The organism is Pseudomonas reactans, from assembly GCF_013387025.1.
Lineage (GTDB): Bacteria > Pseudomonadota > Gammaproteobacteria > Pseudomonadales > Pseudomonadaceae > Aquipseudomonas > Aquipseudomonas reactans.
Genome location: NZ_JACAQP010000006.1, coordinates 1 through 13,128 on the forward strand (window position 1 = coordinate 1; position 13,128 = coordinate 13,128).

The following is a 13,128-nucleotide window of genomic DNA, read 5'->3' on the forward strand; positions in this document are numbered from 1 at the left end:
GGCTACTTCAGACCATCCTTTGCTGGGCGTACACGTTGTTTACCTTGTCCCAGAAATTAATGAGGAACTCAAGGTACTCCGGCATCGTTAGTAGCGCCTTGTTGTTCTCATCGAACTTGGAGAACGCGGTCAGGAGATAGTCTTCGTACAGGCAAATCGTGCCTATCTGATACCTTTTCTTCTTACCGTGTTTCCTTGCCTCGTTCTCCTCCAGGACTTCACTTTCATCAAAAGCGTATTCCTCGATGTAGCGGTCTAATTCGGAAATCGGAACGCCGAGATGCTTCTGGATGAAAACTCCGTTGAGAGAAGTCTCGCCAATTATCTTGTTGTCCACCTGAGTGTCGAAATACTCATTGAAGGCAATTGCCTTCAATCCCGGCTGGTGGAAAATGTCGCCGGTCTTGATCGCGACATCGCTGCCCTCAACATTGATGTCGATACTGTTCAGGTTGTTCGACCAGAGCCATATCACCACGTAGGTGAGTGCCAGTATTGCCAAGAAAGCCAAGCCAGCCTTCAGCTTCCACTCGGCAGGAACGTCAACAAAAATAACTATGAATGACAGCGTACCGCTGACGACAGCGGTGATCTCAAGGAATTTCTTGATGACCCGCTTGTCAAAAAAGTTGACCTTCGCCATGACGTGAATCATTCGCTCCGATATGTCGATTGATTATGGGTTGTATCTGTAGATGCCTGGGGCCTTCATGCTCCCAACCATAAACTCGCCGTCCTGCAAGGATTTTTTGATGAGCTCTTTATTCATCGGGACATGAAGCGTCGGGACTTTGTTCATCGAATCCCGGAACACGGGAAGATTTCCCCACAGGTTCTTGACCGCCTGCTTCAATGATCCGCCGACAAGCAGACTTTCCTTGGTGGCATATTCGGGATAGATGACAATAACAGGAAGCCCTTGATCGTTGATCCCGTAGTCGATTTCTTCTCGAAGGGCGCGGGAATTCGTCGTGATCGAACTCAAGATGAGGATAATGTTCTTCGAGCTCCGAAGGCGCTCCCTGAGCCTGGGTTTCAGTGTGTATTCCCAATCGCTGCCATCGCGGACACTGTAAGTTTTGTCGTGCGAATCAACGAAGGGGAACGTCGCATCAGCACCTTTCCACATCCGTAGGGTGTTGTAATACTGAAAATCCTTCGTCGCATTGGCACCTAGCGAGCTGGGATGGAATGGCTCTGCAACGTAAAAGGCGGTGTAGTTTCCATTTCGATATGCCATGTCGCTTCTCAATCTCCATCAGAGTTCAGTACCGCCTCAAGTTCCTGGCGCACCTGCGCCAACAACTCGTCAGCCTTGTGCGTGCTGTCGCCCGCAAAGGCCAGCGTCAACAACGTGAGCGGATGCACGTCCATGACCTCGCACAGCTCGGTCAGCTTGTGCAGGGTCGGACTTTTCAGGTCGCGCTCCAGCGTACTCATATAGGTGCGGCTCGACACGTCGGAGAACGCTTCCTGGCTCAAGCCACGCGCCTTCCTGACCGTCTTCAACGCCTTCGCCAATGAGTACTTTGCCGCCACCTATGGTTTCCTCTTAAAACCAAGATGACAACCCATTGAATCCTATAGGGCTACAATCTATAGTGTTCATTCATGGCTGAGAGGCCGCTTTCGTGCTTTTACGGAAATCCGTATCCCCGGATTCCGACAGAACCGGGGAATCGCATCCGTGTCTTTCCGGCTTCCGACAATTCCGCTTCGGTGCTTCCGTCCTTCTACGGATGCGATGGCTTGCACATCCGTGCTTCCACGCGAATGCACAGATTCGGTTCGACGGTTCTGTGCTTTGGCTCAAGAGCGCATCCGCGCATCCTCGGTTTCGTGGGGAGGCTGCCCATGACCCTGCCGCTTGTCACCGCAGATGAACGCGCCCGGCTGCTGGCTCACGGCGCGACGCGCGCCGCTGGTCAACGGTTCGACCCGCTGCCCGTGGTGCGCCTGTTCACCCCGGACGCGCACGCCACTTGGCTGCTGGTGTCCCTCGACCCCGCGGATGGCGATACGGCCTACGGTCTGATCGACCTCGGTATCGGGATGCCCGCGCTCGGGACGGTCAAGTTGTCCGACCTGGCTGGCATCGCCGGGCCGCGCGAACTGCCGGTGCGACGGGATCGGTATTTCCAGGCGGTGCGTCCGTTGTCGGAGTATGTCCGGCTGGCGCAGGAGAACGGCGCGATCACGGACTGATGAAAGCCAGCGCGGCCCGGCCAGCCGGGGCGCATTGTGACTATTTCAGTCTTGGTCAAGACCGTGCAGGTCTGAATCCGCATTCTCGCACCGAAGCGGTGCAACCATGCTGTAAGTAGTCCTGATCCTTGGCGCGGGCTGCGGCACGGTATCCGACGCCGCGCACCATTTCCGGGTTGCGCAGCCGTCGCATTCAGACGACTACCGCAACACGCCGGAGCCAAACGGTCTTGACACTAACAGTTACAGCTTAACCGTTTTTGATGACGACCTGATGGCATTTCGATAGCTCTCGCATCGCGGAAATCGTGGCGACGCACCCCGAACACTGGGAGGTTTCGCCATGACTGATCGCAGCGCCGAACACTGGTATCCGACAGCGGCTTATCTCTATGTCCTGCACCTTGATGGCCCTGCGCTGGCCTGGGAATACTTACGCCGAAACCCCGACTACCGCCGCGACTGGCTGCGCCGTCGCCGCCGGTCGGACGCGGCGCAGGCTTGGGGCCTGCGCTTGCTGGAAGACCCGGCCCTGGATGCGCGCGACGCGCATCCAGCCTGGTTCCCCGATCACGATGCCGTGGTGCAGCTTTACCCCGACGCCGATCCGCCACCGGACGCCGAAGCCTTCGAGTTGTGGCGCGTTCCAGGACGCAAGCACCTGATCCACGACGGCAAGCGCCTGGTTCTGGTGTCGCGCTGGCCTGGCTGCTGCCTGCGGCTCGCGCTCGGGCCGGGCTTGGAAGACGGTATGGCCTACCTCTACGCCACCCGTGCCTGCGCCATGCCCTGCGCGCGCTATCGCACGCTCGCGGCCGAGCTGGATGCCCTGGCCGCCGCTACGATTGCCGCGCCTGCGGCGGCGGCCCGTTCCCGGCCCACGCCGGCGGCGGTGCTGGAGCTGCACACCTTGCAGGCGCTCGACGCGACCCTCGCGGGCGCGTCCTTGCGTGAAGTGACCGAAGGGATTTTCGGGGCGGATGCTGTCGCCGCCGACTGGCACAAGGACAGCGCCTTACGTGCCCGCGTTCGGCGGCTGGTACGCCGTGGCGATGCGCTGATGCGCGGCGGCTATCGCCGCCTGGCACAGCTTCCGCCGCTGCCGTTGCAGTAGAGGGGACGTTTCGCATCCCCCACAGATCGTCCCTTAGCAAGCAGCCTCGCTTTCTTGAAAGTGCCTCTATCCGGCCGCGTGGTGTGGCCGGGCTTGATGGAGGTACATCCCATGCGACCCGCTCCCTTGCGGCCTGCCGCCGCTGCTGTCGCTGCGCCTGCGCAGCCCCAACGCTACCTGACTAACGACGAAGCCGCCGAATACCTGCGCCTGTCGCCGCGCACGCTGGAGAAACAGCGTGTGATCGGCGGCGGCCCGAAATTCCGCAAGTTCGGTCGCCGCGTCATGTACGCAGTGTCTGACCTCGATGCCTGGGCCGACCAACGTAGCTACGAGGCGACTTCCGACCCGGAATACGCCGAGCGCCACGCGGGTGACTACCGTGATGGCCGCTGATCGCTGGCGCGTGGGTGGCCGTCGCCATGTCCAGCCCGCCAGGGCAAGCCTTGCAGCAGCGCGAACAGCTCGACCTGTTCCGCGCGCTGCCGGGCGACATGGCTCCCCGCGACAGCCAGGACTTGATGGCCTTTCCGTTCTTCTCGCTGGCGAAGTCGCGGCGCACCGCGCCGATCGACTTCCGCAGCGGGAATATCACCATCCGCGTGGAAGGCACGGCCGAGCATGGCATCGCCACGATATGGGACGCCGACGTTTTGATTTGGGCAGCCTCGCAGATCGTGGAGGCGCGCGACGCGGGCATCCGCCCGTCGCGCTGGATACGCGCCACTCCCTACGAGATCCTGCGCTTCATCGGGCGCGGCACGTCCCTCAACGACTACCTGCGGCTGAAAGCCGCGCTCGACCGGCTGCAATCGACCACGGTGGCCACGTCCATCCGCGAAACCACGGGAAGGCGATTGCATCGCTTCTCGTGGATCAACGAGTGGAAGGAACTGGCCGATGCCAGCGGCGTGCCGCTGGGCATCGAACTGATCCTGCCGGACTGGTTCTATGCGGGCGTGCTCGACGCCGCCCTGGTGCTGACCATCGACCCGGCCTATTTCCGCTTGAAGGGCGGCATCGAACGCTGGCTGTACCGCCTGGTGCGCAAGCACGGCGGCAAGCAGCCGGACGGCTGGCAATTCGACTTCCGGCACCTGCATCGCAAGTCGGGCAGCGCGGCGCGCTTCTCCGACTTCGCGTACGACCTGCGCGCCCTGGTGTCGCGGCAGTCGTTGCCCGGCTACGTCCTGGGCATCGAGCGGATGCCGGACGACGGACTGGAGCTGCTGACCTTCCGGCCCGTGCTGCACACGGCACGGGGATAACTCGGGGAAAACGTGTGGACGGACTCGTGCTATCAGGAGTACCGGGTATCGTGCTATCAGGAGTACGCCTATCGTGCTATCAGGAGTACGAAAACGCCGGAAAGCCAATAACGGCGCGGATTTTCGGCCCCTCTAACTTACCTAACAAGAAATACATAACTTTTAGTAGAAGCGCTCCGTTTCGGTGGACAACCACCCAACGGCACGGGCAGGCCAGCTTTCCAACACGGAGGGCCGCGCCATGATCCTCGCGCTACTCAACCAGAAAGGCGGCGTCGGCAAGACGACGCTCGCCACGCACATCGCGGGCGAACTGGCGCTGCGCGGCCAGCATGTCGTCCTGCTCGATGCAGACCCGCAGGGTTCTTCGCTGGACTGGACGCAGCGCAGAAGCCAGCAGGGCTTGCCACGGCTGTTCAGCGCCGTGGGCCTCGCCCGCGAAACGCTGCATCAGGAAGCGCCAGAACTCGCCAGGCGGGCCGATCACGTCGTCATCGACGGGCCGCCGCGCATCGCCGCCTTGGCGCGCTCCGCGCTGCTGGCGGCCGAGCGTGTGCTGATCCCGGTGCAGCCCAGCCCCTACGACCTTTGGGCCAGCTCGGAAATGGTTTCGCTGATCCGTGAGGCGCAGGTGTTCCGGCCTGCGCTGCGCGCGGCCTTCGTCATCAACCGGCGCGTCAGCACCACCATCATCGGCCGCGAGGCGCGGCAATCGCTCGCAGAACAGCCGCTGCCCGCGCTGCGTTCGGAAGTGCATCAGCGCATCGTGTTCGCCGACAGCGTGGCCGCTGGCCGGCTCGCACGCGAGACAGCGCCCGACAGCGCCGCCACCCGCGAAATCACCGCCCTGGTGGACGAACTGCTGCGGTGGCCGACATGACAGCGAAGCAGCCACCACGCGGTAAGCGTGTCGGCATCGGCGCACGTCCGCCCGCGAATCCGCACGCCGAGGCGTGGATTCGCCAGGGCGACGCCGATGCGCTGGGCAAAGGCGAGCTCTACACCGCGCGCCTGACCCTCGACATTACGCCCGCCATGCGGGCGCGCATCAAGGTGTCGGCCTTCACGCGAGGCGTGACCGTGGCCGACCTGCTGCGCGGCCTGCTGGAGCGAGAGTTTCCTCCGGAGAGCACACCATGACCGCATCCGCTTTGCCTGCCGCGAACGCGGCACCGGCTACGCCGCTGCTTGCGCTTTCGGCACTCGCCGGGCAGGCCGGCAACGTGCCACTGACGCGCGTTTCGCTGGCCTACATCGAACACCGCTTCAAGCTCTACCTGCGCTTCGGCGAACCCGCACGCACGCTGCGCCTGGACGACTGGCGGCGCTGCGCGGTGTTCCTGCCGGGCGCGATGCTCTGCCGCATCCGCTGGCAGGCCAACGATTACGGCACCGTGCGCTGGCAGCTCATGGTGATGCAGACCGCCACGCCGCTCGATGCCGTGCAGCGCATCCCCGGCGTGCAGCCGGGCGCGCGCCTGCTGCTACACGCCGAAGGCGATGCCAACGTGCGCGCCGTGCTGGAACGCATCGACGCCATCGAGGCGCTGGGCATCGCCGCCATCGACGTGCCGCCCGCGTACTGGCGCACGCTGGGCAACCGGCTTGCGGCTCGCCTTGCGCTGCCCGAATACAGCGCCGAGCGGCATGTCGCCTGGCTGGCCGGAAAGGTGCTGCCATGACCGCCTCGACCACCACGGCCAACGCGCCCGCCGTGCCGCCGCGTCCTCGCTCGCGCCTGCGCGCTCGCATCATCGTGGCGACACTGGCAGCCATCGGCTTGGCTGCGCTGGCCTGGGCGGCTTTCGTGTCGCCGCTACCGCGCCTGACCTACAACCCGTCCGACAGCGTGGCGGTCGGCTGGTATCGCATCGACCCGTTCGACCCGCGCACCGCCTCGCTGTCACGTCCGTTGTCCGTGGACAGCATCGTGCTGGTGCCGCTTCCGGCCACGGCCGCCGCGCTCGCTGCGCAGCGCGGCTACCTGCCTGTGCACGTGCCGCTGCTCAAACGTGTGGGCGCGGTCGCGCCGCAACACGTCTGCATCGTCGCCGGTCAGGTACGCATCGACGGCGTGCCTTCGGCCGCCGTGCTGCCTGCCGACCGGCTGGGCCGGGCGCTGCCGGCCTTGCCGCTTTGCCGCCGCCTTGAACCGGGCGAACTGTTCCTGTTGAGCGTGACGAATCCGGCATCGTTCGACAGCCGCTATTTCGGCCCGGTCAGCGCATCCACCGTGATCGGTGTCGCGCATCCGGTCTGGCTGGAGACACGCCCATGATGGCCGCCGATTCGCTGCGCTCCGGCGTGCCATCGGGCTTGCCGTTCTCGCTGCTGCCGCCATGTCGCCGCGCCTGCCGTGTCGGTGCATTCGCACCGCACGTCGCGCTGCCTTCGGCGCAGCCGTCCAACGTGCAGGCGTCTTGCCTCGAACGCGCCCGGCCTGCGGCCATCGCCGCGTTCGCCGGCGCGCTGTCGGTTCACGCAGCAGCGCCGCCGGGCCGCCGGTGCCTGGAGCGACAGCGGAAGGCAAAGGCGGAAGGCAAGATAAAAGGTCGCGGCACATGGCCGCTTGAAAACCTTGTCTGCACATGGGGGGAGCGCGGCACGCGCCACGGGGCGGCAGCGTGCCGCGAAGGTGCGCAATGCCGCATTGGCCTTGGCGAAATCGCGTGCTTCGTCTGCTGGACTGCGCCGATCTTGGATGGGGCTACGCTATGAGCCAGCGCGACGATGACCACTTTCGCGTCCGGCCTGGTGCTCCGAAACAGCGCGGCGACGCCTACATCAACAAGGTGCTGCGGCAGGCCAACAAGACCGGCGCGAAGCTCGGCAAGGCGGCCGGCAAGGTCGGGCAGCGCCCCGGTTCTCGGCTGGGCCGCGGCCACGTCGCGGCGCGCTTCGCCGGTCGGGGACTTGGGGCCAACGCCCGGCGCGTGACGATCAAGGCGCGGCTGGTGAATCTGGCGAAGGCCGGGCTGCGTTCGACCGCCGCGCATCTGCGCTACATCGAGCGCGAAGGCGTCGATCGCCAAGGCGGGCCGGGCCATGCCTACGGGCCGACGACCGACGAGGCGGACACCAAGGCGTTCGAGGAGAGCGGGCGCGAGGATCGGCACCAGTTCCGTTTCATCGTCTCGCCGGAGGACGCCGAACAGCTCGACGACCTGCGCACCTACACCCGGCACCTGATGGCGCGCATGCAGGCCGACTTGGGTACGCGGCTGGAATGGGTCGCGGTCGATCACTGGAACACCGACAACCCGCACACGCACGTCGTCTTGCGCGGCAAGGACGACACCGGCAAAGACCTCATCATTTCCCGCGACTACATCGCCGAGGGAATGCGCCGCAGAGCATCGGAACTAGCGACGGAATGGCTCGGGCCGCGTACCGAACTGGAGATGCAGCGCGCCATGCAGCGCGAAGTCGATCAAGAGCGGTGGACGGGGCTGGATCGCACCTTGCAACGCGAGGCCGTGGACGGCCTGGTGCGACCGGAGACGTTGGCCGAACCCCGGTTGCAGCGCCAGCGGCAAATGTTGATCGGCCGCCTGCAACGCTTGCAGCGTATGGGGCTGGCGACCGAACAGCAGCCCGGCACCTGGGCTGTCCACGCCGACGCCGAAACCACGCTGCGGGCAATGGGCGAGCGCGGCGACATCATCCGCACCATGCAACGGGCCATGAGCGGCCAGCAACGCGAGCTGGCCGTGTTCCAAGCTGGCGAGGATGGCCGCGCCATCATGGGCCGCGTCGCCAGCAAAGGACTGGTCGATGAGCTGTACGACAAAGGCTATTTGATCGTCGATGGCACGGACGGCAAAGCGCACTACGTCGCGCTGCCGCCGCGGTCGGAACTGGAGCAGTACCCGACCGGCGCCGTGGTGGAAGTCAAAGGCGCGGCCGACGTGCGCGCGGCTGACCGCAATATCGCCGCGCTGGCCGTCGATGGCGTGTACCGTACCGATCATCACCTGGCCGTGGCGCTAGGACAGGCGACGTCCGACCGCGACCCGCGCGAGGTCGTGGCCGCGCATGTGCGCCGGCTCGAAGCCCTGCGCCGCGCCGGCATCGTGGAGCGCGAGGCCGAAGGCGTCTGGCGCGTCCCCGGCGACCTGGCCGAGTGTGGCCGCCAATACGACGCGCAGCGGCTCGGCGGCGGCGTGGCGGTGGAACTGAAATCTCACCTGCCCATCGAGCGGCAGGCGCGTGTGATCGGCGCCACCTGGCTCGACCAGCAGTTGATCGGCGGCGGCAAGGGGCTGGGCGACCTGGGCTTTGGGGCCGAGGTGAAGGATGCGCTACGCCAACGCGCGGACTTCCTGGCCGAGCAGGGCTTGGCCGAGCAGCGCGGACAGCGCGTCGTGCTTGCGCGCAACCTGCTGGCGACGCTGCGCGGGCGCGAGCTGGCGAAGATCGGACAGGACATCGCCGGCGAAACCGGCCTGGAGCATCGGCCAGTGGCCGACGGGCAGCGCGTCGCTGGTATCTACCGGCGTAGCGTCATGCTCGCCAGCGGGCGCTACGCCATGCTCGATGACGGCATGGGTTTCTCGCTGGTGCCGTGGAAGCCCGTGATCGAGCAGCGGCTGGGCCAGAAGCTCGCCGCCACAGTACGCGGTGGCGGCGCATCTTGGGAAGTTGGGCGGCAGCACACCCTTTCCGTTGGTTAGCTGCCAGTGCACGGGCTTTGCTTTTCGATAGGTGCTATCAGGTGCCTTTCTTCAGCGTGGTCATGAAGTCACGGAAATGCGGAGCGAACACCTGGAAAAGCGGATGCTCCCTATTTTCCAGCATCACTTCGCTGAACAGCTTGAGCCCCACTGCGAGGGCTGCTGCGGAGGCGGGGTCAAAATCGACACGCTCACGGACACGATCAACGATCGCAAAGATATTGTCGTGATTGCCTACCTCGAACTGTAGCGGTTGCCTGTTGGGCAGCAGGCTATCGTGGGCATCGACAAGGTGTTCGACGGTTATGCGGTAACGATGCTGTTTCATGGCTGGTCCTTACCTATCGCGTCCGTAGGCGCGCATGAACGTCGTTACAGCGTCTTTCGCCCACCGATCTCTTTGGGCAGCGGACGCCGGAGCATCAGGGTGCATTACGCACTGCATCTGGGCCTCACCGCGCACCATGTTCACGAACAATGAGGCCGCGGAGTCGAGTCCGATGCTTCCAAGATCCAGCTCTCCCTTCGAGGCAGCGACTTCCAGCGTCTCCGCAACGATGTTGTTTATGGCGGCGGGGCCGGCCAGGTAGAAGCGTCTCCCGAGCTCGGGAAACCTCGGCGCTTCGGCCGCAATCATGCGGTATAGCGCCAACCCGTCGCGCGACAGCACAATCTCCAAGTAGGCGAGCGCCATCGCGTTCAGAATATCGGCAAGCCGTTCTTCTGGAAACTTGGGCTTTCGAACGGCTCTAAGAAACCGCTCACATTCGGCCTCGACGACGGCCACGAACAAAGCTTCCTTGTTCGGGTAGTGCGAATACACCGTCGATTTCGATACGCCGGCGGCCTGCTGAATCATGTCGGTCGTCGCAGCGCTAAAGCCGTTTGCCAAGAAGACAGTCCTTGCGCCGGCAAGGACAAGGCGTGCTTTTTCTGATTGCACTGCGCCCCCAGCGGACGAGGGATGCTTGGAAGGCGTGCTCGCCTTCGAGCGCGCTGACGAAGTGGTCATGTGTTCGGTCCACCGCTGCGGAAAGTAAAGCCGCACGATAGCACATAAGCGGTCCAAGTCAAACCGATCGGTACTGTATTGTCTTTCCACAACATGTTGACATTGCTGTATTTCCTGTTTGACTTCCGCTCTTGACTAAACCGAACCGATCGGTTTAGCATGGCGCCATGCCAAGTCACGGGTGCCTCCATGTCAAGCCCATCGCTCCAATATTCATCCTTCGTCGATAAGTCCTCTGCCGCATGGCGCAAAACCGCTGCGGTAGCGATTTGCTGCGCAGTACTGGCGTCATGCGCCTCCATCCCGGACCTGGGGCCGATGGAAAAGCCCGCATCAATGGACGGGCTTGCGGCCGACAAGAGCCTTGGGGCGCCTGTCGGTGAATGGCCGACGCAGGCGTGGTGGAAGTCCTTTGGCGATCCACAACTTGACCAATTGATGGACGAAGCGCTGGCTAGCTCGCCGTCGATGGCGCAAGCGCAGGCTCGCCTCAATGCCGCTATTGCGCGATCGAAAGGTGCGCGCGCAGCGCTGTTTCCCTCTGTCTCACTGGACGCATCCGCCAGCGAGCAGAAGCTGACGTACAACAGCATCTTCCCAAAGGATGTCGTTCCCAAGGGATGGAACGACTATGGCGCGGCTTCTCTGAATTTCGGATGGGAACTCGACTTTTGGGGAAAGAACCGGTCCGCGCTGGATGCGGCCACATCCGAGGCGCTGGCGGTGCAAGCCGATGCCGCCGCAGCCCGCGTCCTGCTGACGACGGAGCTTGCAAGCCGCTATGTCCAACTCAATGGCTTGCATGTACAGCGCGATTTGGCGAGCGACACGCTCAGAAATCGTGAGGACTCCGAGCGCATGGCGATGCGCCGCGTTGACCAGGGCCTCGATACACAGACAACACTGGAACAGGCACATGCGAGGGTCAAGCTGGCACGGGCTGACTTGGCCGACGTGGAAGAGCGGATAGAACTGGCTCGCAATGGGATCGCGGCTCTGCTGGGGCGTGGACCGGATCGTGGTCTGAATATCCACGAGACGCATCTTTCGCCGAGCCTGTCCCTGGCGCTTCCGGAAACACTGAAGAGCGATCTGATCGGGCGCAAGCCCGAAATCGTGGCAGCGCGATGGCGCGTGGAGTCGGCCGCCAAGCGTATCGGCGTTGCAAAGGCAGGCTTCTATCCCAGCGTCAATCTGGTCGCCCTGGTTGGCTACGAGTCGCTGGGCCTGAACCGCCTGTTCGATTCGGGTTCCGACGCGGGCCGTGCCGGAGTCGCCATCCATCTGCCCATTTTCGAGGGTGGAAGGCTCCGAGCGAACTACAGCCGAGCCTGGGCCGAATACGAGTTCGCAGTAGCCAGCTACAACGATGCGCTGGTCCAAGCATTGAGAGAAACCGCGGACGCGGTGAGGAGCTTGCAAGCGCTTCCGATCCGCCTCGAAGCAACGGAGTCGGCGGTCGTCAGCAGCGACAAAGCCTACCAACTCGCCAAGCGCCGCTACGAGGGCGGCTTATCCAACTATCAAACCGTGCTAACGACGGAGGATGCCGCGCTCAATGCGCGGATGGCCGTCAATGCCCTGTGGGTGCGCGGCCTATCCCTCGACATTGCGCTGACAAAGGCCCTTGGCGGCGGCTTTTCCGATTCCTCAATGAATGAACAGGTGACCCGATGAGTGCTCCGATGCCCCCTGACCCTCAAGATTCTTCCACAACGCCGGAGGCTTCACAAAAGCGGGCGAAGCGCAAACGTCTCGTTTTAATTGCGACGGTTGGTTTGGTCGCCATCGGTGTTCTCTACGGTGCGTGGGCGCTTCTGTTCGCAGGCAAATCCGTCACCACGGATAACGCCTACACGGCAGCGGAAGTGGCCCAAATCACACCACTCGTTGCCGGCCCTGTAAAGGAAGTCAAGGTCAGTGACACGCAGGCCGTCAAGGCTGGCGACGTGTTGGTAATTCTGGACGATACCGACGCCAAGATTGCTGTCGCGCAGGCCGAGGCGGATTTGGCGCGTACTCAGCGCCAAGTACGGCAACTGCTGGGAAATGACGAGAGCCTTGCGGGACAAGTGGCCCTGCGTGCTGCCGAAATCGCCACCGCTCGCAGTGACCTGACCCGTGTAACTGCCGCCTATGAAAAAGCGGTCATCGACGAGCGCCGTAGGCAGAACCTGGTTGAAGAAGGCGCTGTCTCGAAAGAGGAGCTGACGAATGCGCAGACGCAGTTGCGCGAGGCGCGCGCTGCGCTGGAGCAGGCTCAAGCCCGAGTTCGCGCTGCCGAGGCCGCAAAGGAAGCTGCAAGCGGCGCCCGGACGGCCAACTGGGCGCTGATCGTAGATAGCACGGTCGATGACAACCCCGCCGTACTCGCGGCGAAGGCGCGGCTTGACCAGGCGCGCGTGAATCTTGAACGGACGGTGCTGCGTGCGCCCTTCGATGGCGTCATCGCGCAGCGTTCGGTGGAGATTGGGCAACAGGTTCAGACTGGCGTGCGGCTGATGACCGTGGTGCCGATCGACCGCATCTATGTCGATGCGAACTTCAAGGAAGGCCAGTTGCAGAAGGTCCGTCCCGGGCAGCACGTGGAACTGACCTCGGACCTCTACGGCAGCGATGTCGTTTATACGGGCCGTGTCGAAGGCTTCGCTGGAGGATCAGGGTCTGCCTTCGCAGCGATTCCCGCGCAGAACGCCACGGGCAACTGGATCAAGGTGGTCCAGCGGCTGCCCGTCAGGATTTGGATTGATCCCGAGCAGTTGAAGCAGCATCCGCTGCGGGTCGGTCTGTCAATGGAGGCTACCGTCGATCTGCGCGACCACGGTGAGTCCCAGCCGGTTGCGACGAGGTAGTGAC

The 13,128-nt window shown here is 63.6% G+C and carries 17 protein-coding genes; 12 read left to right on the top strand and 5 right to left on the bottom strand.

Annotated features, from left to right (window positions below; genetic code table 11):
* Positions 1-7: 7 nt before the first annotated feature.
* The 3 genes from HX793_RS06415 to HX793_RS06425 are packed head-to-tail and all read right to left on the bottom strand — an operon-like array spanning position 8 to position 1,539.
* Positions 8-643, bottom strand: a complete 636-nt coding sequence (locus tag HX793_RS06415; RefSeq protein WP_256733863.1) for a macro domain-containing protein — start codon at positions 641-643, stop codon at positions 8-10.
* A gap of 33 nt (positions 644-676) precedes the next feature.
* The gene (locus tag HX793_RS06420; protein WP_024087536.1) at positions 677-1,240 is read right to left on the bottom strand and encodes a TIR domain-containing protein; all 564 of its coding nucleotides are present in this window, start codon (positions 1,238-1,240) and stop codon (positions 677-679) included.
* Positions 1,241-1,248: 8 nt separating this feature from the next.
* Complete coding sequence (locus HX793_RS06425) at positions 1,249-1,539, bottom strand: helix-turn-helix domain-containing protein (RefSeq protein ID WP_024087535.1); 291 nt, start codon at positions 1,537-1,539, stop codon at positions 1,249-1,251.
* Positions 1,540-1,854: 315 nt separating this feature from the next.
* Here HX793_RS06425 and HX793_RS06430 point away from each other — a divergent pair, with 315 nt between their 5' ends.
* The 10 genes from HX793_RS06430 to HX793_RS06475 all read left to right on the top strand — a co-directional run bounded on the left by HX793_RS06430 (position 1,855) and on the right by HX793_RS06475 (position 9,260).
* Complete coding sequence (locus HX793_RS06430) at positions 1,855-2,205, top strand: DUF2958 domain-containing protein (protein WP_024087534.1); 351 nt, start codon at positions 1,855-1,857, stop codon at positions 2,203-2,205.
* A gap of 343 nt (positions 2,206-2,548) precedes the next feature.
* Positions 2,549-3,319 (top strand): DUF2285 domain-containing protein, encoded by a 771-nt coding sequence (locus tag HX793_RS06435; protein ID WP_024087533.1) that lies wholly within the window; start codon positions 2,549-2,551, stop codon positions 3,317-3,319.
* 126 nt (positions 3,320-3,445) lie between these two features.
* Positions 3,446-3,715, top strand: a complete 270-nt coding sequence (locus HX793_RS06440; protein WP_425313408.1) for a helix-turn-helix transcriptional regulator — start codon at positions 3,446-3,448, stop codon at positions 3,713-3,715.
* Between the two features lie 26 nt (positions 3,716-3,741).
* On the top strand, positions 3,742-4,587 hold the full coding sequence (locus HX793_RS06445) for a replication initiator protein A (protein WP_024087532.1): 846 nt from the start codon (positions 3,742-3,744) through the stop codon (positions 4,585-4,587).
* A 241-nt stretch (positions 4,588-4,828) separates the two neighbouring features.
* Positions 4,829-5,467 carry a ParA family partition ATPase gene (gene parA, locus HX793_RS06450; protein ID WP_024087531.1) on the top strand — a complete coding sequence of 213 codons (639 nt, stop codon included), beginning with the start codon at positions 4,829-4,831 and terminating at the stop codon, positions 5,465-5,467.
* On the top strand, positions 5,464-5,727 hold the full coding sequence (locus tag HX793_RS06455) for a hypothetical protein (RefSeq protein WP_024087530.1): 264 nt from the start codon (positions 5,464-5,466) through the stop codon (positions 5,725-5,727). Before parA ends, HX793_RS06455 begins: the two co-directional genes overlap by 4 nt.
* Complete coding sequence (locus tag HX793_RS06460) at positions 5,724-6,269, top strand: DUF2840 domain-containing protein (protein ID WP_024087529.1); 546 nt, start codon at positions 5,724-5,726, stop codon at positions 6,267-6,269. The genes HX793_RS06455 and HX793_RS06460 overlap by 4 nt, the downstream gene beginning before the upstream one ends.
* Entirely contained in the window at positions 6,266-6,865 is a 600-nt protein-coding gene (locus HX793_RS06465) for a S26 family signal peptidase (RefSeq protein WP_024087528.1), read from the top strand. The genes HX793_RS06460 and HX793_RS06465 overlap by 4 nt, the downstream gene beginning before the upstream one ends.
* Entirely contained in the window at positions 6,862-7,305 is a 444-nt protein-coding gene (locus HX793_RS06470; protein WP_024087527.1) for a hypothetical protein, read from the top strand. The genes HX793_RS06465 and HX793_RS06470 overlap by 4 nt, the downstream gene beginning before the upstream one ends.
* Positions 7,302-9,260 (top strand): relaxase/mobilization nuclease domain-containing protein, encoded by a 1,959-nt coding sequence (locus HX793_RS06475; RefSeq protein ID WP_024087526.1) that lies wholly within the window; start codon positions 7,302-7,304, stop codon positions 9,258-9,260. The genes HX793_RS06470 and HX793_RS06475 overlap by 4 nt, the downstream gene beginning before the upstream one ends.
* A 37-nt stretch (positions 9,261-9,297) precedes the next feature.
* Here HX793_RS06475 and HX793_RS06480 read toward each other — a convergent pair whose 3' ends face one another.
* Positions 9,298-9,588, bottom strand: coding sequence for a DUF3861 domain-containing protein (locus HX793_RS06480; RefSeq protein ID WP_023087374.1), 291 nt, complete (start codon positions 9,586-9,588; stop codon positions 9,298-9,300).
* Positions 9,589-9,597: 9 nt separating this feature from the next.
* Complete coding sequence (locus HX793_RS06485) at positions 9,598-10,272, bottom strand: TetR/AcrR family transcriptional regulator (protein ID WP_079769125.1); 675 nt, start codon at positions 10,270-10,272, stop codon at positions 9,598-9,600.
* A 189-nt stretch (positions 10,273-10,461) separates the two neighbouring features.
* Between HX793_RS06485 and HX793_RS06490 the strand changes: the two genes are divergently transcribed.
* On the top strand, positions 10,462-11,949 hold the full coding sequence (locus HX793_RS06490) for an efflux transporter outer membrane subunit (RefSeq protein WP_150564577.1): 1,488 nt from the start codon (positions 10,462-10,464) through the stop codon (positions 11,947-11,949).
* On the top strand, positions 11,946-13,124 hold the full coding sequence (locus HX793_RS06495) for an HlyD family secretion protein (protein WP_057379586.1): 1,179 nt from the start codon (positions 11,946-11,948) through the stop codon (positions 13,122-13,124). Before HX793_RS06490 ends, HX793_RS06495 begins: the two co-directional genes overlap by 4 nt.
* Positions 13,125-13,128 lie beyond the last annotated feature (4 nt).

Excerpts from the sequence above, each read along its gene's own strand:
- HX793_RS06455 (WP_024087530.1), top strand. The coding sequence starts at position 5,464 with ATGACAGCGAAGCAGCCACCACGCGGTAAGCGTGTCGGCATCGGCGCA.
- HX793_RS06470 (WP_024087527.1), top strand. The coding sequence starts at position 6,862 with ATGATGGCCGCCGATTCGCTGCGCTCCGGCGTGCCATCGGGCTTGCCG.
- HX793_RS06430 (WP_024087534.1), top strand. The coding sequence starts at position 1,855 with ATGACCCTGCCGCTTGTCACCGCAGATGAACGCGCCCGGCTGCTGGCT.
- HX793_RS06485 (WP_079769125.1), bottom strand. The coding sequence starts at position 10,272 with ATGACCACTTCGTCAGCGCGCTCGAAGGCGAGCACGCCTTCCAAGCAT.
- HX793_RS06465 (WP_024087528.1), top strand. The coding sequence starts at position 6,266 with ATGACCGCCTCGACCACCACGGCCAACGCGCCCGCCGTGCCGCCGCGT.
- HX793_RS06435 (WP_024087533.1), top strand. The coding sequence starts at position 2,549 with ATGACTGATCGCAGCGCCGAACACTGGTATCCGACAGCGGCTTATCTC.
- HX793_RS06420 (WP_024087536.1), bottom strand. The coding sequence starts at position 1,240 with ATGGCATATCGAAATGGAAACTACACCGCCTTTTACGTTGCAGAGCCA.
- HX793_RS06445 (WP_024087532.1), top strand. The coding sequence starts at position 3,742 with ATGTCCAGCCCGCCAGGGCAAGCCTTGCAGCAGCGCGAACAGCTCGAC.
- parA (WP_024087531.1), top strand. The coding sequence starts at position 4,829 with ATGATCCTCGCGCTACTCAACCAGAAAGGCGGCGTCGGCAAGACGACG.
- HX793_RS06495 (WP_057379586.1), top strand. The coding sequence starts at position 11,946 with ATGAGTGCTCCGATGCCCCCTGACCCTCAAGATTCTTCCACAACGCCG.
- HX793_RS06490 (WP_150564577.1), top strand. The coding sequence starts at position 10,462 with ATGTCAAGCCCATCGCTCCAATATTCATCCTTCGTCGATAAGTCCTCT.
- HX793_RS06460 (WP_024087529.1), top strand. The coding sequence starts at position 5,724 with ATGACCGCATCCGCTTTGCCTGCCGCGAACGCGGCACCGGCTACGCCG.
- HX793_RS06480 (WP_023087374.1), bottom strand. The coding sequence starts at position 9,588 with ATGAAACAGCATCGTTACCGCATAACCGTCGAACACCTTGTCGATGCC.
- HX793_RS06415 (WP_256733863.1), bottom strand. The coding sequence starts at position 643 with ATGGCGAAGGTCAACTTTTTTGACAAGCGGGTCATCAAGAAATTCCTT.
- HX793_RS06475 (WP_024087526.1), top strand. The coding sequence starts at position 7,302 with ATGAGCCAGCGCGACGATGACCACTTTCGCGTCCGGCCTGGTGCTCCG.